This window comes from Atribacterota bacterium, assembly GCA_028717805.1.
Lineage (GTDB): Bacteria > Atribacterota > Phoenicimicrobiia > Phoenicimicrobiales > Stramentimicrobiaceae > Stramentimicrobium.
Map to the genome: position 1 here is coordinate 1 of JAQUNC010000038.1, position 22,156 is coordinate 22,156.

Genomic DNA, 22,156 nt, shown 5'->3' on the forward strand with positions numbered 1-22,156 from the left:
AAGTAGAGTGGAGATTTAACCACCGTAATGAGAACCTTGTTATCCTATTAAGGAGGTTTCTGAATCAACAGATTTCCATTGTCAAAGAACAAATTTAGTGCAACTTTGGTTATGCATTACCAAAAATTAATGTTAAGTGATTTCTAAAGTAGCATCCAAACAATTAAGGCTGCCAATTTAGCAAAATACTTTAATTTTAATAAGCCCTGTGTTTTTAAATATTAAAGAATGTTCCACGTGGAACAAAAATTTAAAATACCTACTAAAACATCTTTTTCCATCAATTATCGTGCTATACAAAAAAGGATTATTATATTATTTCCTTGCTTATCCAATATAGATAGTAGGTTCAGTAGCAATTAAACCACCATATTTGGATGTTTTATCAAATCCGAAACCTTTCTTCCAAGTAGGCATCCTGGTTCTTCACTTCAAGCCTGCTCTGCAAATAGAGGACAAGATAAGCCTATTCTGTTTCTAACATACAGGCAAAGAATTTTATAAATATAGTGAGTTAACTGGCTTTAAGAAAAATCCTTTAGTATTTCTGAGTAGTTAAGTTGCACTATCTATAGCATCTCAAAAGTAATGAGGGATTTTGCTGAGATAACAGGCAAGCCTCACCTTATTTATGGAAAATAATGGATAGCACTAAACGTAAAAAATTATAGCTAACATTGCTGGGTGGCTTAATTATCTATGAGTTTACTTTTCTAATACTGTTTGATTTGAAAGTATATTTACCGGGTGATTCTGCTCATGGTGATTTGAAAATAGAAAATGTCTCTTGCCAAATCAAATTTATTGACTTACTATTTAGTTGGATTATCTTTAATTTAAATTAGTATTCATCAATGATTTGAATTATATGAAAACCATTTTATTATATTTTAGTTGATAATAGTATTATTAAGGGGAAAATAGCTATAAGTAAGTATAAGAATCTCACATATTTACCTAAAGAAATCCCGTTGCGGAGCTAATTTCTTGATGATAGGATAATATAACTATATTAGGTTGATAGGTTGAAAGTACTTAAGAAACAAATTTTTGCTGGATATACAATTTTGAAAAAATGTAGTCCTAAATCTCTATTTCCTAAAATTGTTCAATAGTATTGGCAAAGATATCATTCTTTTTAAAATTATCTAAAAGTGGTTGTCTTGTCGAATAGATAGTGTAATAGCACATTAAAAACATAAGATCAAAAAATAATTAATTCGGCAGAAAACTCCGCAAAATATAGGTATGGACGTTCATAAAATTCATTAAATTTTTATTTGTGAAAAAGCTGTGGAAAAATAGCTAAGTGAAGTATTCGCTTGATTGAAGAGAATAAAATAAAAAAACAATAAATGTAGTATTAGCAGAAAGCATTGTAAGATATTTATTATAAAAAGCTTATAATTGTTTTTCTTTCAGTGGGAGCAGTTAAATATTAGCGTCTTCAATTTTGGTATTTCGTGATAGAAATGAATACAAACAGGAGTTGTGGAAAAACTGTGGAAGAAGAAAAAATATTGGTTAATACTGAAGAAGGTATAGGTCAATATATTAATATGGGAGTACTTGCTTTAGGGATAAGCCTACCAGAGGAGAACATCAATAAATTTATCATTTATATAAAAATGATACAGACTTATCAAAAAAAGGTTAATATTACCTCAATTCAGGACACTTTTGATATTATTAATAAGCATTTTTTGGATTCACTTTCTTGTATTGGTATTATAAATAATCTAGGGAAAACATTTCAGCAGGGAAAAAGGTTAAAAATCATTGATGTTGGTAGTGGTGCAGGATTTCCTGGAGTTCCTGTAAAGATGGTTTTATCAGATGCCAGTATGTGTCTATTAGAAGCAAGAAAAAATAGAATACTATTTTTAAGGGAAGTAATTGATAAGTTAGAACTAACTGATACCAAGGTGGTACAGGATAGAGCTGAAAAGATAGGCAAGGCAGCAGAATTTAGAGAAAAATACCATATAGTATTATCAAGGGCTGTTGCTACCCTTGGTGTCCTATGTGAGTACTGTCTTCCTTTATGCCAGATAAATGGTGTCATGATTGCCTTTAAAGGTAGTTCCTATCATGAGGAGTTATCTGACAATAAAGAAGTGATAGAAAGATTGGGAGGAATCATGGAGAGTATTAATGTAGTCAGAATTCCTCATTCAAATCATCTTCGTTATATTTTAGTTATTCGCAAAATAAAACCAACTCCAGAAAGATTTCCACGAAAAAATGGTATTCCTCAGAAAAGGCCTTTGTATTTTAAATGATTTTTTGATAATATTAGATTACTTCAGACATAAAATAACTTTTTGAAGAGATTAACGGCTTATAATGGGATAGTTTTGGAGCATGAATAAAAAATTGGTTTATTGCTGACAGATAAAATGGGATTTTAAAAGAGAGTAGATTCTAAGTTTTGCCAATATGTTCCACGTGGAACATTGATTTTTTAAATAAGGGGACTTATCCATAATGAGTAAAATAATTGCTATTAGTAATCAGAAAGGTGGAGTGGGAAAGACCACCACTGCCATTAATTTAAGTGCCTTTTTAGCTTTAGAAGGAAAGAAAGTATTATTAATTGATATTGATCCCCAGGGTAACGCCAGTAGTGGAATAGGCATAGAACGCTCTAAAATTGAGAAAAATATATATGATAGCTTGATTAATCAAGTTCCGGTTCAGGAGGTTCTAGTTCCCAGCCAGATTGAAAATCTTGATGTTTTACCTTCTACACTTCAATTAGCTGGTGCAGAGATTGAATTGGTGAATTATATTTCTCGGGAAAATCGCTTAAAACAACTTATTCGTCCAATTAAAGAGAAATATGATTATATTATTATTGATACCCCGCCCTCCCTTGGCTTGCTTACCTTAAATTCTCTTAATGCTGCCAATTCGGTTATTATTCCGGTACAATGTGAATATTATGCTTTAGAAGGAATTGGTCAATTATTGAACACTATAACTCTGGTGAAGGAAAATTTAAATCCCAATTTATCCATCGAGGGAATTTTATTAACCATGTATGATGCAAGGAATAATTTATCTAAAGAGGTAGTAGAGGAGATTGATAAACATTTTCATGGCAGTATTTTTCAGGTAATTATCCCTCGCAATGTACGTTTAAGTGAAGCTCCTAGTTATGGTCAACCGATTGTTATCTATGAGGCAAAGTCTAGAGGTTCACAAGCTTATCAAAAGTTAGCACAGGAGGTAATTGCTCATGGTTAAGAAGGGTTTGGGAAAAGGAATAGAATCGATAATACCAATTTCCAATATCAAAGATAGGACTTATGTTATGGAAGTGGATATTGACCAACTAACCCCCAATCTTTATCAACCAAGACAGGATTTTGATCAGGAGAAAATGGATGAGTTAAAGGAATCGATAAAAGCACATGGGATTATACAGCCAATTATTGTACGGGAATCAACCCAAGGATATGAAATAGTGGCTGGGGAAAGAAGATTGAAGGCTGCCAGAGAATTGGGCTTGGAAAAAATTCCGGTTATTATCAGGCAATTCAATAATCTTAAGACTTTTGAAGTTGCTTTAGTGGAAAACATACAAAGAGAGGATCTTAATCCAATAGAACAAGCGTTTGCCTTTAAAAGATTGGTGGAAGAATTTCACCTTACTCATCAAGAATTAGCAGCCATAACTGGAAAGAGTAGAGCTTTTGTGAGTAATACTTTGCGTTTGCTTAATTTAAATGAATGGGTCAGGGAAAGATTGGCCTCGGGGAAAATTAGTTTTGGACATGCTAAGGTCTTATTAAGTTTGGAAGACAAACAGGTACAACAGGAATTTGGTCAGAAAATAATCGAACAGGAATTATCAGTAAGAGACTTAGAAAAGCTGATAGAGCGTTGGATAAAAAAGAAGGATAAAATTATTGCCTCTGATAAAAAGAAAATGCAATACTTTCCTGAATTGGAGAAAAAACTGATAGCAAAATTAGGTACCAAAGTAAATGTTAAATTTGGCGGAAAAAGAGGTAAGATTACTATCGAATTTTATAGTAATGAAGATTTAAATAGAATTTCTGGTATTATGTTAGATTAATCTTTTGATTATATGCCTTCTTTGGCAACTATTTATAGTAGCTAAAGGTAATAATAAACTATTTGAGTTAGAGAGGTTTTGGTTTAATATGAAAGAAAAAGTTTTTAATAATATAATCTTTGTTTTACTTATTATTCTATTATTGATATTATCTTTAAAATGTTTTTTAGTATCCTTTGGTATTATCAAAGCAGAATATCTAATTAGTGTGGTAAATGAGAACCTGCATTTAATTTACTCCAGCCTCATCCATCAAATTGTTCTTGCTTTAATTGGATTAGCGATATTTGTTTTTGTTCTTTATCTAATATGGTTAAAGCAAAAAATGATTCAACAGCTACCATATGTTAAAATTATTACTGATTCTGGGGAAATAAAAATTTCAACATTTTCCCTCGAACAGATAATCTTAAGTATCCTTAATGATATAGAAGGAGTAAGAAATATAAAACCGGAAATAAAAGTTCAAAAAGGTGGAGATATTAAAACCATATTACAGCTGGTTATTGCCAAAGATTGCCATATACCGGATACTGCAAACCTCATTCAGCGAAAGTTAAAGGAAGAGCTCCCCAAAATAAGTGGAGTTGAAATAAAAGAGGTAAAAATTAATGTAGAGAAGATTGATTACGAGTAACATTAAAGAAATCCAAAATAAGGAGGTTATAAATCCATGGCTATTACTGAAAATGAAAAGAATGAACATAAATCGGAAGTAGATAAGCAAGATTTAGAGCTAGGAAATATATCAGTTTCCAAAGATGTTGTAGCTATTATAGTGGCAATGGAAGCAACTAAAGTAAAAGGCGTAGTAGGCTTAACAGCAGGCAGAAAAGGGATGTCCGCACCATTACTGGATAAAAATAATTTAACTAAGGGAATCGATGTTTCAATGAATCAGAATCAGAAAGAAGTTGCCATCACCATCTCGCTAGTAGCCGACTATACAGTTGGAATTTACCAGACTGCCAGAGAAACTCAGAAAAATGTAAAAAAGGCTGTTGAGACCATGGCTGGTTTAAAAGTATCTAAGGTTGATATAAACGTTCTTGATGTTAAATTTAAAGAAGATGTAGAAAAAGAAAAGGGGAAGGAAGATATTAAAAAAGAATCCCAGGGCGAAGCAAAAGAACAAACCGATGCTCTTAAAAATAAATAATAAGAGATAAAAGTTTAGCATAAACTGAAAAATTAAAAATATTTCTCTAGAATTCCAATATTTTTGGGGAAATATTTTTAATTTTAAATTACTTAAAGGCGGAGATTTTTTTGAGTGAAAGCATTAAATTAATTTCAGTTATTATTCTTATCATTATTATGTTGAGATTGAGGTGGGACCTTGGTTTAACTATGTTTCTAGCTTCAGTTTCTCTAGGCTTTCTGTTTCATATTGGCTTTAAAGGTTTGTTATATAATATTTATCTCGCTATTATTGATCCGACTACATTACAACTAATTGGGATTGTGGTATTAGTTTATTTTTTAAGTGGAATTTTAAAAAGAACAAAAAATATGGAAGGAATTGTTAATCCTTTACAGTATATAGTTAATGATTATCGGCTAGTTCTTTTTTTAATTGCCTCCTTTTTAGGTTTAATTCCCATGCCTGCCGGTGCTATGTTTTCAGCTCCTTTATTGAAAGAGATTGGAGAAGAAAATCAAATGAGTTCTGAAGATATTATGTTGTCCAATTATTGGTTTCGCCATGTCTGGGAATTCTTCTGGCCGCTGATTCCCGGAGTAGTTCTCTATGTCTCAGTTATAGGAGTAAGTTTTCGAGAAATAATGACAGTCCAAATTCCCTTAAGCATCTTTGCCTTGTTTGTTGGATTTTTTTGGATGTATCTTAATTTAGGAAAAAGAAATAAAAATAAGATAATCCATAATAACTATAAGCAGCATCTTTTAGTATTTTTAAATAGTGTTTGGCCTATATTGCTTATTATATTTTTAGTATTATTCTGTAAGGCTAATTTGCTTATATCATTAGGCATAAACATTATTTTGCTGCTGATAGTAAAGAGAATATCAGCGAGAACTTTCCGAAAAATTATTATTCATGATATTTCTGTCAAAGTTGTTCTGATGATTGTTGGGATTATGCTATTCAAACAAATATTAAATAGCACCAATTCCCTTGAACCAATTTCTCAATTCCTATCCGCAATAGGAGTCAATATATGGATTATTTTGTTTTTTATTCCTTTTTTGTTAGGATTTTTAACAGGAATTACTGCTGGTTATATTGGAGTAAGCTTTCCTATTATATTACCATTAATGATAAATGATGGTTCTTTGAATTTATCTATGGCCATGTTTGCTTACCTGGGAGGCTTTTCGGGCATGATGATTTCTCCCATGCATTTATGCCTAGCTTTGACTGTGGAATATTTAAAGGTTGATGTATCCAAATTTTATAAAAAATTGTCTTTAAATTTGTTCATTTTTATTGTTATCAGCACTGCATATATTTTATTACTTAATAGATAGTTCCTAATATTCTAAATTTCTGATAATTATAAAATATACTTAATATTTTAATATAATATAGCCTAATTTAGATTCAAATCATTTTCTACTGACGAAGCAGGTTAATAAAGTCAGGATACCAGGATACTTAGAATAGTATAAAATAAACATTTTTTATTGTTTACTCTAATCAGAAATTTCCATCTGATAAGATGAGAGGAGAACATATTCCTACTATTTATGTTTATTCTCTGGTAGAATAAACATAAATATCATATTGACTGGATTACTTCTTTCCGAAGGAAGTTTTTGGAAAACATAAAGTTAATTATGGTTACTTATTATTTCATATGATCTACTTAATGCTCTGATATTTATATTGATCAAGACCTAGAGCCTACAAACTAATAGCGGATGGTGATTCCTTATTACAGTATAAGATAGCCCAATCATCATATTTTAGTTGGTGTGATAAAAAAGATAAAATAATATTTCTAAAAATAAGGAAAATAAGGAAAGGATGGTTAGAGTTATTGTGAAAATAAATTTTCTGGGCGCAGCCCGGGTAGTAACAGGTTCTAATTTTATGCTGGAAATAGGAGAAAGAAAAATCTTAGTGGATTGCGGAATGTTTCAAGGAAGTCGACAGCTTAATAGGTTGAACTTCCAACCATTTCCTTATCAACCAGAGGACATCGATTTTCTAATATTATCCCATGCTCATATTGATCATAGCGGGCGTATTCCCAGCTTAATAAAAGCTGGCTTTAAGGGGAAAATATATTGTACTAAAGCAACTCATGATTTATGTTCTATTATGCTTCCGGATAGTGGTTATATCCAGGAGATGGAAACAGAATGGGACAATCGCAAGAGAAGCCGCGCTGACCAACCATTACGTAAGCCTCTTTATACAGCGGAAGAAGCAACCGATAGTTTGAAGTATTTTTCTCCGGTCTTATACAATCAAAAGATTACCATAGATGACACTTTTACCTTTCGTTTTCAGGATGCTGGTCATATTCTTGGTTCCTCTATTGTGGAACTCTGGATTAATGAAGAAGGAAATAATCTTAAAATAGTTTTCAGTGGAGATTTGGGAAGAAAAAATAAGCCAATTATTAGAGATCCAGCAATTATTGAAGAAGCAGATTATCTTATACTCGATTCCACTTATGGTAATAGAATACATCCCTCTCTGGATAATGAAGCTGCTAAGTTGATACCCATAATGATAGAAACCAGTAAAAGGGGTGGCAATGTAGTCATACCATCTTTTGCCATACAGCGTGCTCAGGACATTATTTATGAGTTAAACAAATATTACGATCAAATTATTGCAGTTAAAGATGATAGTTTTCTAGATATACCGGTATATATTGATAGTCCTCTTACTATTTCTGCTACAGAAATATTTATACGAAATCCAGACTGTTTTGATGCAGAAACTCTCGCTTTAATAAAAAAGGGACATAATCCGTTAGATTTTCATAATCTTCATTTTACTAGAACTACCCAGGAATCTAAAGAATTGAATGCATCTCCAGAAAGCAAGCTAATAATTTCTGCTAGTGGGATGTGTACTGCTGGTCGAATTAAACATCACCTGAAGCATAACTTATGGAGAAAAGAATCAAGCATTGTTTTTGTTGGTTATCAGGCAGAAGGTACCCTGGGTCGTAGAATTCAAGATGGAACAAAAAAGGTAAGAATATTTGGAGAAGAAATTAGCGTGAATGCCGAGATACATGTTCTAGAAGGATTTTCAGGACATGCTGACCAGGAAGAAATAATACAATGGTTAAGAAACTTCAAAAAAAGGCCAAAAAAAGTTTTTCTGATTCACGGTGAACAGGATTCATTGGATACTATCTCAGATTTAATCCAGCGCGAATTAAAAATGGATACCATCATCCCCCAAATAGGAGATGATTTCTTAATTAAAGGAACCGGAGAAACTGTTTCAGTTAAAGAAGCAAAAGAAGAAATTAGAAAAGAACAGCAACTATTAGAAGAAGAATCTGAACAACTAACAGAGTTAATGAATCTGGTTTTGGAGCAGTTAGACGAGAAGACCAAAGAAGAAATTTCCGTAACAGAGGTATCTGAATTGAGAAATAAAATAATGGAATTGAGGAAAGAAGGATTAGAATTAAGTGTATTGATGACTAATAAAAGTAAAAATAATTCGGATAAAAAGTAATAAGTTGTAGTGTTAGTAATTGATAAAATGTGTCCTGATATATTGCTTAATAGTTTACTGTAATTTTTGAATCTTACAAGTTATTGTGTGAATAGGATTGTAAGATAAAAAGAAGGGGTATATATTTATTAGAAAATAATTCTGTAAATATATACCCTTGTTTAATGTTTTTAAGAAAATTAGAGAACCTTATCCAGTTTTGCTTGAATAGCTTGGGGAGGAACTGCTCCCACAATACGATCATACTCTTTTCCATCTTTAAATATTAAAAGAGCGGGAATTCCCTGTATATTGTAACGGGCTGCAATACCCTGGCTATCGTCAACATTCAATTTGCAGACTTTCAATTTATTAGAATTATCTTGGGCAATCTTTTCCACAGCGGGTGCAACCATTCTACAGGGCATACACCAGGGTGCCCACATATCTACCAGTACAGGAAGAGTAGAGTCGAGCACTTCTTCCTGAAAATTACTTTCATTTACTTCAATTAATGTTTTTTCTGACATAATTATCTCCTTTGTGTATTATCTAACAATATTTTTTCTAATAATTTTAATCCTTTTTTAATTATTTCAATATCTTCACTACCCAGTTCTGAAGTCAACAAATGTTCGAATTTCTTTTCTTCTCGATCTATGTTTTTCTTTACTTTCATGCCTTTTTTGGTTAAATAAAGAAGGGTAGTTCTGCGATCATTCCCTTTTATCTTTCGTAATAGAAGACCTTTCTTGACTAAATTATCAATAATTCTACTGCCACGAGAAGGAGAAAGATTAATTTTTTTAGCAATATCAGAGCAGGTTAGAGTTTGTTCCTCCTCCATTACTTTTATGCCCTTCAGTTCACCTAGACTAATCTGACAGGAGGTACTAATTCTGCTTTCATGACAATGGCAAAAATATCTTAATTTTAATATTATCTCATATATTTCTTTCATAATAACAACAATTGCTTTTAACAATATTTTATATTAACAACTATAGCATAACTATAAAATTTGTCAAGTATTAATTGAATAAAAAATTTGTATAATTACACAGATACCAATAGAATTAGGAATAGAATTGAAAAATAAAAAAAGAGTGGTTTTAGAGAATAATGGTTATATTTTTTCTTGACTTTCCAGAGATTGATAAGGGGAAAATACCAGATGATGTTCTCTTCATACTAAAGAGATTAGAAGAGGCAGGTTTTTTATCATTTCTGGTAGGAGGATGCGTTAGAGACCTTCTATACCATAAAACTGGGAAGGATTGGGATATTGTTACCTATGCCAAACCAGAACAGGTTCAGAAGGTATTTTATGACTATAAAACGTTGTTCATAGGAAGAAGTTTTCAAACCGTAACACTTGTCATTAATTCTCAAATTTATCATATTTCTACAATTCGCCAAGAGGAAAAGCAAAAGCCTCTGGTTTATCATCAAGATAAATATTCTCTCTTGATTAGTGATTTACTCTGTCGGGATTTTACCATTAATGCCCTGGCTTGGAATCCTGATATGGGAGTTTTAGATCCTGCTGATGGATTAAGAGACCTGCAACGAAGAGTTATCAGGAGTTTAGAGCCCGATGCCCGTTTCCAGGAAGATCCCCTAAGAATGTTAAGAGCAATCCGTATCGCTTGTGAGTTAAGATTTACTATAGATATAGAAATCGAAATGAGTATTATGGAACATGCTTTTTTAACTCATCGAGTTAGCCCTGAGCGAATAAGAGAAGAAATATGTTCAATTTTAAATGCTCCTGATGCACAAAGAGGGATAATGATGGTAAGGCAATATGGTTTGGAGCAATACATTTTTAGTATAGATAAGGTAAAAAAGGAATTATTGTTTAGTAAAGGAATGAAACAGCCATCCTTCTCGGGATTTAATGAACTTAGAGAAGATTTGTCTGCCCAACTTGCTCTTTGGGGAAGACTCTATTTTGGTTCCTGTCGCCAGGCGCAAATATTTTTCTTGCCCCTTATACATAGTCTAAGGTTTAATAGGAGAATAATAAAAAAGCTACAAATCCTTCTTAGCAGGGAATGGAAAGCAATGGATTTCAACTCTGGTATGAACATTCGCTTGCTAATAGCAAAGCTGGGAAAAGAAAATATCAAGAGCCTGTTTCATTTAAAGAAAACATTGCTGTTATCAGAACAAAATACTGATAAAATTAATAGTTTATTGAAAGAAGAAGAAAGACTAATTAAAGAGGAATTACAAAAAAATCCGCCAGTTTCACTAAAAGATTTAGCAATCAAAGGAGAAGATTTAATGAGATTGGGAATTCCTGAAGGAGAAAGAATAGGAGAGATACTAAGGTTACTGTTAAATGAAATACTGCTTTCTCCAGAAAACAATAACAGAGATTGCTTGCTAAGTATTGTTCGAGAGATAATGGGGGATTCTACTGAATAAAAGAAACATTTTATCTTAATGGCAAATCAAAAAGAAGTAAGTTTTAGAAAAATTCGATATAAAGAAAGGTGAAAAGGAAAAGGTATCCCACCATGTTAGTATTGATAATCAATCCAATTGTTCTAATAAGCCTTTGCGTTCTGTTAGGAATATTGTTTGGCAATATAAGATTGGGACGATTTAGTTTTAGTACCTCGGGTTCAATGTTTGTGGGTATAGTGGTAGGTTGGTTGATCATTAAATATATTCATACTATTGAACCAAACAGCGAGATTTATAGTACAGCTCAGAATATATTGAGCAGAGAAATTATTGACAAGGGTTTTTTTGATTTATTCTTAATATTATTTATTGCTTCAGTTGGATTACTGGCTGCCCGGGATGTAGGCAGGGTAATAAAAAAATACGGTATAAAGTTTATTTTAATGGGATTTTTGATCACCTTTTTAGGAGCCGCCACAACTTACTGCTTTAGCTTACTTAACCCGGTAGAAAATCCCTATTTATATACTGGTGTGTATACCGGTGCGTTAACCAGTTCTCCTGGACTGGGAGCTGCTTTAGAAACAGCTCGTTTACATTCTACCGAGCTGGCTGACAGATTTTCACAGCTAAAAGACTCTGAAAAAAAGAAAATTTTGAATATTATAAACTATGGCGAAAAATTTGATACCGATTCTCTACTATCATTATCTGAAGAACAAAAAAATATTTTTATAAAAAATTCAGAAGTGGCAATTGGCACCGGCTATGCGGTAGGTTACCCTTTCGGAGTAATTATTGTGATTTTTGCCATGAATTTTTTCCCGGTTATTTTTAAAATTAATACAGATAAAGAAAAATTATTACTTATTGAAGAATTGGGTGGAAATAAAACTGCACCAAGCTATAAAGAAAAAGATAATAACAAAGCAAAAGAAGTCTATTTTGACCTGAGTGCCTTTTCTTTGGTGTGTCTAATAGGTTATGTTCTTGGCATTATTAAAATCACTTTCTATTCATTCGGTGAGATTAGCCTGGGTTCTACAGGGGGAGTTTTGATTGCCGCATTAATATTAGGACATATTGGTAATATTGGACTATTTTGTTTTAGGATGAATAATAGAGTATTAGGTGTTATTAGAACAATTTCACTGGCCTATTTCTTTGCTGTTATTGGACTGAGGTATGGTTATAGAGTGATTAATTCATTATCAGGACCAGGATTATTTCTGGTAATTGCTTCTTTATTTATTGGTTCTATTGCTATGATAATGGGATTTTTAGTAGGCAGGTATCTATTTAAAATTAATTGGATAATGTTATCAGGGGCAATTTGTGGAGGTATGACTTCTACTCCTGGTTTGGGTGCTGCAGTTGATGCAGTAGGTAGTGATGAACCAGCGGCAGGTTATGGAGCAGTGTACCCCTTTGCTCTTTTAGGAATGGTATTTTTTTCTATCCTCTTAAATCATATTCTTTAACTTTTCTTTTTAGAAGGTAACGTTAAAGGGCAAATTCAATATTTTTCATTTCCAGAGATTCTTTACTGATAAAGGATTCACCGAATTTCTTGCCAATTAACATACCATAATAACGATTAAGATTTAGAATGTTTTCAAACAATTGACTATTCTGGATGTTTTTCCCAAATTGAGATTCATAACTTTTTAATGCTTCCACTTTCATCTCAATTTCCTTGCTGATATCCATAATAAAAGAGGGTTTTTGGTAATAATTTACCGGAGTGGCAAAGTAATAGAAGGTCTTAATTTTTAAAAAAGCAAGATTATATTGCTGGAGATTTGCTAAAGAGGCATGGCATATTTCGGTTACAATTTTGATTTCGGGATTTTCCTCAGCAGGATAGGGAAGAAATATAATATCCGGTGAAATATTGTGATAAATTTCAGAGATTTCTGCTCTAATTTCTTGGTTATTTTCTAATTCAAAATATTGATAGTCCAGAGTAATTCTTTCATCAATACCCAGTATACGACTAGACTTAATTGCCTCTTTCTTGAGATACTCAGAGGGATGGTTATTCAGAGATTTACCGTTGGTTAAATCGATTATCATAACCTGATGAGCTGACTCAGTTAGTTTTAATATTGTCCCTCCCATTCCTGACTCGACCTGATATGGTTGTACTCCAAAAGCAATAATAACTGCCATTATCTATATTCTCCTCTTTTATATGAAAAAATATATATTCTTACATATTCATTAAAGCGGCCTCAGCAATTAAAGAGGCATGTTCGCTAATTTGCTTTAAGATATTAATAATATCAAAATAAACAGAGCTGGTTTGTCGAGATAATTCTATACCCTTATGTAATCTATCGATATGACTCCTTCTCATTTTGGCTTCACTTTCTATGATATATTTCTTTTGCTGTAAAGCCTTCTGAGCCAAACGTTTATCACCAAGAGCAAAAGCTCCTAAAGCTTGATAGAAATTATTATAAACACTTTTGTAGAGTTTATTAATTTCTGAAAGGCCTTCTTCAGATAACTTTAGTTCATTATCAATCTGTTTTTCGATAATGGGGACAATATCTTTATCAATTAAATCACCAATGTGCTCTAAATCGTTAGTGATATTTAGTAAACCATATGTTTCGCTAGACTGTTCCGGGGTTAAGACATCAAATTTCATTTCTGTCAGATAGTGAATTATAGCATTGGATAAATTATCGACCATTCTGTCCATCTTACACAATTTCAATAGTAGAACCTCATCCCGATTAAAAAATACTTTCATAATTCCTACCAGCATTTCATCTACCGTGTTTGCCATTCGCACCAATTCTTTTTTGGCTAAATATAAGGCTAAGTCAGGGGAACCAAGAACACTATTATCCAAAAACTTTGGATAATAGAGTGTTTCCTCTTGTTTTGCTTTAGGGAATAACTTTTGTAAGAAAAAAATAAATTTAGATAGAAAAGGATATATTAATAAAGCATTACCTATAATGATTATGGAGTGAGCAAAAGCAATTTGTCTGGGCAAATTCGGGGTAAGAGAGGTAACAAAATTAGATAGAGGGTTGAGTAAAAAGAAAAATATGAGAGAACCTATCATCTTATAAATTAAATTACCAAAAGTAAGGGTGGTAGCCTGACTGGTTTTTCCTAATCCTACAAATAGTACAGTGGTGCAGGAACCGACATGTGAACCAATAATAATGGGAATAGCCAGGTCTAAGGGGATAATTCCCTGTGAAGAAAGAGAAATAGTTAAACCCATCATGGCGGTACTGCTTTGCAAGAGGCTGGTGATCAAGATAGCTAGAACAAAGGCTATCACAGGTATTCCCTGTAGATGGGCAACAATGTCTAATAAAAAAGCGTTATGTTTTAAAGGTTCTGCGAAATCAGAAATAAGTTTCATACCCAGAAAAATAAAACCTATTCCCAGTAAAACTGCTCCCAGAAATTGATAGCGTCGTTTTTTGCTGAGCATATTTAATCCATAACCTAACAAAATTAGAATAAAGGAATACTGAGCAATATTTAAAGAAATAATCTGAGTGGTAATAGTGGTTCCAATGCTGGTTCCTATTAAAATCTGAATACCCTGAGAAAGATTCATAATGCCTGTATTTATTAATCCTACCAATAATGAAGTTGCAGCAGTACTACTTTGCATAATAAAAGTAAGGAATATCCCAAATACAAGAGAAAGATAATTACGGTGAGTAATTTTATTAATCCAGGTCTGTAATTTATAGCCAAATACCTGTCTTAGATTCAAATTAACTTTTTGTAATCCATATAAAAAAATAGCTAAACCACCAAAGATGCCAGCCAGATTAACATACATAAGATTATTTTCTCCCTATGGATTATTTTGTAATTATAAATATACCTTTTTCCTTCTCATTTGTAAATGAAAGAAAAAGATGTAAGTATAATAGTATGCTGATAAGAGAAGAGAATATTAATATTATTATTTAAAAAAATATAAAAAAATAAAAATTAATGCAGTTTTTACCTGACAATCTTGACTAAGGGTTATATAATAATTAAATAATACTACTTCGGGGCAGGGCGAGATAATCATGATTTTGATTGTCGATTCCCGACCGGTGGTAGATTCAGTTCTGATTGTATCAGAATTGAAAAGCCCACGAGCCGTTTTGGTTGATCCGGTGAAATTCCGGAGCCGACAGTTAAAGTCTGGATGAGAGAAGGAGTCATATGTTTGGTAATAGCCCCGAAGAGATTTCGAGGGCTTTTTTATTTTAAAAGCCTTTCAATATTTCAGATGAGACTCAGAGATTATTTTAGAATATTTTTAGAAATATAGAAAGGAAGTAACAATGAGTGTTAGACACATCAGTCATTATTCAATCTTTATCGCCCTGGCGGTAATTACCGGATATTTAATACATTTTCCAATTTTACCCCAGGCACCGTTTTTGTTATATGATCCGGGTCATGTTTTTTTATTGATTGCTGCTTTTAAATTTGGACCAAGAGCTGGAATGCTTATGACTTTGGTTTATGCTGTAATTTTTGCCCTGATTACTGGCCAGGGTGGACCTTATGGAGCACTAATGAATTTTTTGTCTACCAGCGCTTTCGTTTTGATATCTTCATGGGTTTATTTAAAACAACATAATAAAAATGGGGCAATTATCGGTTTAACCTTGGGGGTATTAGCCATGACTATTATAATGTTACCAGCCAATCTTATCATCACTCCTTTGTATCTGGGAGTTAACAGGGAAATGGTATTACAGCTAATGTTGCCTGCCATAATTCCCTTTAACTTACTAAAAGGTTTAATTAGCAGTGTATTAACTTTACTGGTATATAAAAAGATTTCAATTTTCTTAAACCAAGAAGAAATTGTACCAAGATAACTTTTTTATTCCTGAAATTCAAATATTATTATAATAGTAAAAATCTAAGGTTCCCATCGTCACTAGAGCTGTAATTTTTGATTTGCATATCGGTAATCCCTTAGTCAGACCTGATTGCGAAATGGGATACCAGGCTTGTCTTAATGCTAGTAATAAACCGGTAACAGAAGGCAGTATTGGTGCGGGAACAGGAGCTACTGTAGGAAAATATTATGGAATTTCTAATTGTATGAAAGGTGGAATAGGTTCTGCAATTATCAAAATAGCTGATTTGATTGTAGGTGCGCTGGCAGTAGTTAACTCCTTTGGAGATATCCTGAATCCAGAAACCAGCGAAATCATTGCTGGCACTTTAGATAATGAAAAGAAATCTTTGCTAATACAAATAGGTTGTTAACGAAAAATACTTCTTCCCGGGGAAGCCAATTTATTCAGAATACCACGCTGGGAGTAGTTGCCACTAATGCTAATTTGTGTAAAGCAAAGGTAAAGCGTTTATCAATGTAAGCACGTGATGACTTGTCCAGATGTATTTCGTCTTTACATACTGTCTATGATGGAGATGTAATCTTTTCCATAGCAACTGGTCAGACAGAAGTCAATTTTAATCAATTAAATGCGCTTGGCGCCCAGGTAATGGCTCTTGCAGTACAACGAGCTATAGTGGAAGCATCTTCCCTGTTCAGAATACCCAGTTATAAAGATTTAAAAAAGGAAAAGAGAATCTAATTTTTTAAGTTATAGATTTTAACACATATCTTGTCAATTACTTTCCTATGGAAGTCATAATTTTTAAATAAACAATTTAAATGTTATAATTGGTATAGAAAGGAACTGGTTATCTAAGTTCCTGGTATTTACTAAAATTTTAGGAAGAGGGAGGAAGTAAAATTTTGGAAAATAGATTAAAGGATTCCAAAAAGAAGATACTAATAGCTGGACTGATTTTGTTTATCATCCTGATTATTGCCTTTATTAGCCGATTTTATATTCCTATGATTTGGATGAAATCAGTTGGCTATATCTCGGTTTTCTGGAAGATACTGTTAGCCCAGTTTGGGGTAGGCCTTTTCTTTGCTATTTTATTTTTTCTTCTCAGCTATGTCAATTTTAATTATGCTCGCCGTTATGCTCCTGCTATTCAGGTTGAGCCTGCCGAACAGTATGGAGAAAGACCTGAAATGCAACTATATAGAAGCTTACAGGGCCTTCAATTAAGTAAAAAACTTGTATTAGGATTTTCAGTTGCTATATCTCTATTTATGGGTATTTCTGAATCAGTTAACTGGGAGAAGATTTTGCTTTACCTTAATCAGGTTTCTATGGGTATCAACGATCCTATTTTTAGACAGGACATTGGCTTTTACCTATTTCAACTCCCCTTTTTAGAGTATTTTAGAAATTGGTTAAGTTTTGCCATTGGTTTTATTCTGCTGATTGTAGTTTTAGTGTATTTTGTGAAAAAGGCTATTCGATTTGAGTATCACAAGATAAACATCGATCCCCCAGTAAAATTTCATATTTCTTTACTATTGGGAATGTACTTACTTATACAGGCTTTTGCCTTCTGGATTAATGCTCGAAAGATTTTATATTCTACCCAGGGATTGGTTTATGGAGCAGGCTATACCGATATCCATATAAACTTATTGGCATTTAGAGTTTCCATGATACTCTGTATTGTTGCTGCCATTATAGTAATGGTTTATTCCCGCAAGGAAGATATGCGTTTACCGATAATCAGTATCATTTCTTTGGTACTGGTTTATCTAATTCTGGCAGGGGTATTGCCGGGAATTATTCAGAGGGTAGCAGTATCGCCCAATGAATTGGAAAAAGAAAGACCTTATCTTATAAATGAGATTGAATTTACCAGAAAAGCTTATGGTTTAGACAGTATTATAGAACAGGATTTCCCCTTTGAAGAAGAGATAACTTATGAAGAAGTGCTTAAAAATCCTGAAACGGTGAGTAATATTCGTTTATGGGATTGGCGTCCTTTAGAACAGACTTTCAATCAGATACAAGCCATACGATTATATTACGAATTTTTGGGAATCGACGTAGACCGTTATTACTTAAATGGCGATTATCAGCAAGTTATGATTGCTGCCAGAGAATTGAATAGTAGCAAGCTTGCTCAGGAAGCTCAAACTTGGGTTAATGAACGCCTAACTTTTACGCATGGATATGGCGCGGTTATAAGCCCGGTGAATAAAGTAGAGCCGGATGGCTTACCCCATCTTTCTATTCAGGATATTCCTCCAGTTTCATCAGTTGATTTAAATATTTCCAGACCGGAAATCTATTATGGTGAAATGTCAGATCAGTATGTCATTGTAAATACCAAAAATAGAGAATTTGATTATCCCAAAGGAAATGAAAATGTATATACTCATTATGAGGGAACAGGTGGAGTAAAGATTTCTTCTTTTTGGCGTCGATTGTTGTTTGCCATAAGATTTGGAGATATCAATATATTACTAACTAGGAGTTTTACTCCAGAAAGCCGCATAATGTTATATAGAAATACTATGGATCGTGCCATGAAAGTTGCACCATTTTTAATTTATGACCACGATCCTTATATCGTTATTTCAGATAATGGTAGGCTATATTGGATTCAGGATGCCTATACTCTCTCCAACCATTTTCCCTATTCACGACCTTATAGTCAGTTGTTTAATTATATTCGTAATTCAGTAAAAGTGGTAGTTGATGCTTATGACGGTAGTATTGATTTTTATATTGTACAGCCAGAAGATCCTATTATTCGTGTTTATCAGAATATATTTCCAGGCTTATTTAAACCAATTAATGATATGCCGGAAGATCTTCGCCAGCATATTCGCTATCCCATTGATCTTTTTAAAGTACAGACCGAAATGTATTCTACATACCATATGCAAAATCCTGATGTTTTTTATAATAAAGAGGATTACTGGAATATCCCCAAGGAGGTCTATGCTACAGAAGAAATTACATTAGAGCCTTATTATGTAATTGCTAAATTGCCTGGTTTTGAGAAAGAGGAGTTTATCCTAATTACGCCTTTTACTCCCACCAATAAGAATAATATGATTGCCTGGCTGGCGGTTCGCAATGATGGAGAGGAATACGGGAAGATGCTGGTTTATAAATTCCCGAAAGATAAGTTGATTTATGGTCCTATGCAGATTGAAGCCTTGATTGACCAGGATTCTGAAATTTCACAGCAGATAACTTTATGGAGTCAAAGTGGTTCAACAGTAATCAGGGGCAATTTACTGGCTATTCCTATTGAGGACTCGGTTCTCTACGCAGAACCATTGTATCTGAGAGCGGAAAAAGGTGAAATACCACAACTTAGAAGGGTTATCGTATCTGATGGATCAGAAGTTGCCATGGATATAGACTTAGATAGTGCTCTTAGAAAATTGTTTGGCAGACCTATTGAAGAGAAAAGAGAGATTATATTAGAAGAAGGCATTACCCTAAATAATCTTATTGAAAACGCTATTCAATATTACCTGGAAGCAAAAAACGCTATTCAGGAAGGAAACTGGGCACTATACGGACAATGTTTAAATCAATTAGAAGAGGTTTTAGAATCATTACAGAGTTTTGTAAAACAGGATGAAATAAAAGAATTGCAAGATGTACTTGAAGAGCCATAATTATTGATTAGTATTTAGTATCCGGTATTTTGTAAACTGTATATTGTAATTACTTTGCTCTAATAGTAAAGTTGTTTTTTTGTTTACATAATTCTGAGAAACACAGGCTTGGTTAGTAGATTCTTCTTTTAACACAAAATGGTCAGCGAAAGTTTTCTAGAGAATAAAAATGGATTCAAAAATAGCTTAGCATTTTCTAATGATAGTTTAGTCCTCTGACCCTCTGTTCTAATAAATAATATTGTAGTCTAGAACAAAAATTATATAATAAATATATTCTATATTAAAAAGTAAACCCTTCCTATATTGATTATTTCTCATTGAAAAAAGATTACTTCATAGTATCAGAATTTTTTTGGAATCCCGATAGTTAAAAAGCAATCATCAACGGTTAAAATATTATCATTTCTATATTTATGAAGTGATGTTTTACCACTGGTATATTTTGATAAAAAAAATTCTCTGGAAATATTTATTATAGTTCTATAATGTGTGCACTTAAATCAGTCAAATCCAGAATGGCAATAGTGCTTTGTCCGGTAAGCCATCCCCCGCATTCTCCGGGATTAATTACTGTTGTTTTTCCCTCTTTATAATAGTCTACCTTGTGTGTATGTCCATAGATAATTATATCATACTGCTGGCTCTTAGCTAATTCCTTAATAACATCATTTTTGTGAAACATAATAAGGGTTCGGTTATTGGCATTTATTTTAAAGGGCTCTGGATAGATAGAACCAATTTGTTGAAATTTTTGTTGTAATAAAAGTCGGTCCCCATCATTATTGCCAAACACACCGGCAAAGGGACATAGAATATTTTTTAGTTCTCTGGCTGTAAAAGGAGAAACAAAATCACCGGCATGAAGCAGCAAATCAATCTTTTCTTTATTAAAAATTTCCACAGCTTTTTTTAGATTAGTTAGATTGTCATGAGTGTCAGCTATAATCCCAATTTTCATTTTAGACACCTCCTACTAAATGATTAATAATTTTAAAAGGCTATTTTTAATCACAAGTTAAATGAAAAACTGTTTTCTGTTCCTATTTTTCAAATAGATTTTAAAAAAATTTTCTAATATTGTCTACACGATTTCATTTTATGCTAAAATACTATGTTAGTAAATTTAAAAGAAAAATAGAAGTCAGTTAGTAAGAATTTTATTTTTATTAAAAAATTAGAAGAGGTACCATCTCTTGAAAAACAGTAATATAGAATTTGGTTTAAAATACGGGGATAGAAAAATAGAATTAAAGTTGGAAGAAAAAAATATTATTGCTATTTTATCAAATAATAAAACACAAATATTAAAAGATCCCTTAGTATATTTAGAGAAACTTTTGGATAAACCGATTAATAGCCTATCTTTGAAGAATTTGATTGTAAGAAAAAAGACAAAAAAAATTCTCATTATAGTTAATGATATCACCAGACCAACTCCCTTTCATGTTCTTTTGCCTCCATTACTTACAAAATTAAGTCAGATTGGTGTAAAGAGAGAAGATATTACTTTTCTGATTGCTACTGGAGCTCATCGAGGTAATACAGAGGAAGAAAATATAAGAATATTTGGAGACAGCTTAGTATCCTCCTATCATTTCATCAATCATCTGTGTGATGATGAAAAATTAATTGATCTGGGAAGATTAAAAAGTGGAAATCGCTTACTAGTTAACTCAATTGTAGAAAAAGTAGATTTTATTATTACTACAGGAGTTATTGTCCCTCATTATATTGCCGGATTCTCCGGTGGAAGGAAATCCATTCTTCCTGGCATCTGTGGCAGAGAAACAATAGAAAGAAATCATGCTTATATGCTTCATCCCAATGCGGTTACAGGTAATATCGAAGGTAATCCAGTCCATGAAGAGATGATGGAAGCAGCTCAAAAAGTCAAAGTAGATTTTAATATCAATGCCGTTACCGATGAAAATGGTAATATTATTGATATTGTGGCTGGAACAACATTAACAGAATCCTGGTTACAAGGAGTTGAAATTTGTAGTGATACCTATATTTGTTCCATTCGGGGAAAAGCTGATGTTGTTTTTACCAGTGCCGGGGGCTATCCCAAGGATATCAATATTTATCAAGCTCAAAAAGCCCTGGATAATGCTTATCAGGCAGTTAAACCAGGTGGTGCCATTGTTTTAGTGGCAGAATGCAGAGAAGGCCTAGGTAATACTATTTTTGAAAAGTGGATTGAAGAAGCTCAAAAAATAGATGATATTGAAGAGCGACTGAAAAAAGGTTTCATTTTGGGTGGACATAAAGCATATGCTATTGCTAAGGTAGCCAAAGAAGTGGACATTATTTTACTGTCTTCTCTTAGCAAAAACCGGGTGAAAAAATTATTTATGATTCCAGCTGCTGATATGAAACAGGCTCTTAGCCTCATCCAGGAAAAACATGGAAATGGTTTTCAGTGTTATATAATGCCCAGTGGAAGTATTGTTTTACCTCAAACTAAAAATGATATATA

19 protein-coding genes and 1 riboswitch are annotated in these 22,156 nt (G+C 32.7%); of the genes, 14 read left to right on the forward strand and 5 right to left on the reverse strand.

Annotated elements, in window-relative coordinates:
• The first annotated feature begins 1,502 nt into the window (after positions 1-1,502).
• The 7 genes from rsmG (at position 1,503) to PHD84_08505 (ending at position 8,756) form a co-directional block, all read left to right on the forward strand.
• Positions 1,503-2,282: a 16S rRNA (guanine(527)-N(7))-methyltransferase RsmG gene (rsmG, locus tag PHD84_08475; protein ID MDD5637832.1), complete on the forward strand. Its 780-nt coding sequence runs from the start codon at positions 1,503-1,505 to the stop codon at positions 2,280-2,282.
• A gap of 205 nt (positions 2,283-2,487) precedes the next feature.
• The gene (locus PHD84_08480; protein ID MDD5637833.1) at positions 2,488-3,249 is read left to right on the forward strand and encodes an AAA family ATPase; all 762 of its coding nucleotides are present in this window, start codon (positions 2,488-2,490) and stop codon (positions 3,247-3,249) included.
• A complete protein-coding gene (locus PHD84_08485; protein MDD5637834.1) occupies positions 3,242-4,084 on the forward strand; it encodes a ParB/RepB/Spo0J family partition protein in 843 nt (280 codons plus the stop codon). Before PHD84_08480 ends, PHD84_08485 begins: the two co-directional genes overlap by 8 nt.
• Positions 4,085-4,172: 88 nt before the next feature.
• Positions 4,173-4,721 carry an alkaline shock response membrane anchor protein AmaP gene (amaP, locus tag PHD84_08490; protein MDD5637835.1) on the forward strand — a complete coding sequence of 183 codons (549 nt, stop codon included), beginning with the start codon at positions 4,173-4,175 and terminating at the stop codon, positions 4,719-4,721.
• 36 nt (positions 4,722-4,757) lie between these two features.
• The gene (locus tag PHD84_08495) at positions 4,758-5,243 is read left to right on the forward strand and encodes an Asp23/Gls24 family envelope stress response protein (GenBank protein MDD5637836.1); all 486 of its coding nucleotides are present in this window, start codon (positions 4,758-4,760) and stop codon (positions 5,241-5,243) included.
• 110 nt (positions 5,244-5,353) lie between these two features.
• Positions 5,354-6,574: a DUF401 family protein gene (locus PHD84_08500; protein MDD5637837.1), complete on the forward strand. Its 1,221-nt coding sequence runs from the start codon at positions 5,354-5,356 to the stop codon at positions 6,572-6,574.
• Positions 6,575-7,088: 514 nt separating this feature from the next.
• Entirely contained in the window at positions 7,089-8,756 is a 1,668-nt protein-coding gene (locus PHD84_08505) for an MBL fold metallo-hydrolase (GenBank protein ID MDD5637838.1), read from the forward strand.
• A 179-nt stretch (positions 8,757-8,935) separates the two neighbouring features.
• Here the strand turns inward: PHD84_08505 and trxA are convergent, their stop codons facing one another.
• Both trxA and PHD84_08515 read right to left on the reverse strand, forming a co-directional pair.
• On the reverse strand, positions 8,936-9,265 hold the full coding sequence (gene trxA, locus PHD84_08510) for a thioredoxin (protein ID MDD5637839.1): 330 nt from the start codon (positions 9,263-9,265) through the stop codon (positions 8,936-8,938).
• 2 nt (positions 9,266-9,267) lie between these two features.
• Entirely contained in the window at positions 9,268-9,696 is a 429-nt protein-coding gene (locus PHD84_08515) for a MarR family transcriptional regulator (GenBank protein ID MDD5637840.1), read from the reverse strand.
• A gap of 161 nt (positions 9,697-9,857) precedes the next feature.
• Here PHD84_08515 and PHD84_08520 point away from each other — a divergent pair, with 161 nt between their 5' ends.
• Positions 9,858-11,168, forward strand: coding sequence for a CCA tRNA nucleotidyltransferase (locus tag PHD84_08520; GenBank protein MDD5637841.1), 1,311 nt, complete (start codon positions 9,858-9,860; stop codon positions 11,166-11,168).
• A gap of 92 nt (positions 11,169-11,260) precedes the next feature.
• Positions 11,261-12,631 (forward strand): hypothetical protein, encoded by a 1,371-nt coding sequence (locus PHD84_08525; GenBank protein MDD5637842.1) that lies wholly within the window; start codon positions 11,261-11,263, stop codon positions 12,629-12,631.
• A 22-nt stretch (positions 12,632-12,653) separates the two neighbouring features.
• Here PHD84_08525 and PHD84_08530 read toward each other — a convergent pair whose 3' ends face one another.
• Positions 12,654-13,322 carry a PIG-L family deacetylase gene (locus PHD84_08530; protein MDD5637843.1) on the reverse strand — a complete coding sequence of 223 codons (669 nt, stop codon included), beginning with the start codon at positions 13,320-13,322 and terminating at the stop codon, positions 12,654-12,656.
• A gap of 40 nt (positions 13,323-13,362) precedes the next feature.
• Positions 13,363-14,973 carry a Na/Pi cotransporter family protein gene (locus PHD84_08535; GenBank protein ID MDD5637844.1) on the reverse strand — a complete coding sequence of 537 codons (1,611 nt, stop codon included), beginning with the start codon at positions 14,971-14,973 and terminating at the stop codon, positions 13,363-13,365.
• Positions 14,974-15,182: 209 nt separating this feature from the next.
• Positions 15,183-15,349, forward strand: a riboswitch (FMN riboswitch).
• 123 nt (positions 15,350-15,472) lie between these two features.
• On the opposite strand from PHD84_08535, the gene PHD84_08540 reads away from it, so the two are divergent.
• The 4 genes from PHD84_08540 to PHD84_08555 all read left to right on the forward strand — a co-directional run bounded on the left by PHD84_08540 (position 15,473) and on the right by PHD84_08555 (position 19,674).
• Positions 15,473-16,018, forward strand: a complete 546-nt coding sequence (locus PHD84_08540) for an ECF transporter S component (GenBank protein ID MDD5637845.1) — start codon at positions 15,473-15,475, stop codon at positions 16,016-16,018.
• 82 nt (positions 16,019-16,100) lie between these two features.
• Entirely contained in the window at positions 16,101-16,415 is a 315-nt protein-coding gene (locus PHD84_08545; GenBank protein MDD5637846.1) for a P1 family peptidase, read from the forward strand.
• Positions 16,416-16,537: 122 nt separating this feature from the next.
• Positions 16,538-16,747 carry a hypothetical protein gene (locus PHD84_08550; GenBank protein ID MDD5637847.1) on the forward strand — a complete coding sequence of 70 codons (210 nt, stop codon included), beginning with the start codon at positions 16,538-16,540 and terminating at the stop codon, positions 16,745-16,747.
• A 164-nt stretch (positions 16,748-16,911) separates the two neighbouring features.
• Positions 16,912-19,674 carry a UPF0182 family protein gene (locus PHD84_08555; GenBank protein ID MDD5637848.1) on the forward strand — a complete coding sequence of 921 codons (2,763 nt, stop codon included), beginning with the start codon at positions 16,912-16,914 and terminating at the stop codon, positions 19,672-19,674.
• Between the two features lie 475 nt (positions 19,675-20,149).
• Here the strand turns inward: PHD84_08555 and PHD84_08560 are convergent, their stop codons facing one another.
• Complete coding sequence (locus PHD84_08560) at positions 20,150-20,635, reverse strand: metallophosphoesterase (GenBank protein MDD5637849.1); 486 nt, start codon at positions 20,633-20,635, stop codon at positions 20,150-20,152.
• A 235-nt stretch (positions 20,636-20,870) separates the two neighbouring features.
• On the opposite strand from PHD84_08560, the gene larA reads away from it, so the two are divergent.
• Positions 20,871-22,156: nickel-dependent lactate racemase (gene larA / locus PHD84_08565; protein ID MDD5637850.1), on the forward strand; the 1,286-nt coding region annotated here is incomplete at its 3' end.

What these genes read in the sequence shown, in the direction of transcription:
- PHD84_08530 (MDD5637843.1), bottom strand. Translation starts at nt 13,322, where the DNA reads ATGGCAGTTATTATTGCTTTTGGAGTACAACCATATCAGGTCGAGTCA.
- PHD84_08535 (MDD5637844.1), bottom strand. Translation starts at nt 14,973, where the DNA reads ATGTATGTTAATCTGGCTGGCATCTTTGGTGGTTTAGCTATTTTTTTA.
- PHD84_08495 (MDD5637836.1), top strand. Translation starts at nt 4,758, where the DNA reads ATGGCTATTACTGAAAATGAAAAGAATGAACATAAATCGGAAGTAGAT.
- PHD84_08515 (MDD5637840.1), bottom strand. Translation starts at nt 9,696, where the DNA reads ATGAAAGAAATATATGAGATAATATTAAAATTAAGATATTTTTGCCAT.
- trxA (MDD5637839.1), bottom strand. Translation starts at nt 9,265, where the DNA reads ATGTCAGAAAAAACATTAATTGAAGTAAATGAAAGTAATTTTCAGGAA.
- amaP (MDD5637835.1), top strand. Translation starts at nt 4,173, where the DNA reads ATGAAAGAAAAAGTTTTTAATAATATAATCTTTGTTTTACTTATTATT.
- PHD84_08560 (MDD5637849.1), bottom strand. Translation starts at nt 20,635, where the DNA reads ATGAAAATTGGGATTATAGCTGACACTCATGACAATCTAACTAATCTA.
- PHD84_08485 (MDD5637834.1), top strand. Translation starts at nt 3,242, where the DNA reads ATGGTTAAGAAGGGTTTGGGAAAAGGAATAGAATCGATAATACCAATT.
- PHD84_08540 (MDD5637845.1), top strand. Translation starts at nt 15,473, where the DNA reads ATGAGTGTTAGACACATCAGTCATTATTCAATCTTTATCGCCCTGGCG.
- PHD84_08525 (MDD5637842.1), top strand. Translation starts at nt 11,261, where the DNA reads ATGTTAGTATTGATAATCAATCCAATTGTTCTAATAAGCCTTTGCGTT.
- PHD84_08480 (MDD5637833.1), top strand. Translation starts at nt 2,488, where the DNA reads ATGAGTAAAATAATTGCTATTAGTAATCAGAAAGGTGGAGTGGGAAAG.
- PHD84_08520 (MDD5637841.1), top strand. Translation starts at nt 9,858, where the DNA reads ATGGTTATATTTTTTCTTGACTTTCCAGAGATTGATAAGGGGAAAATA.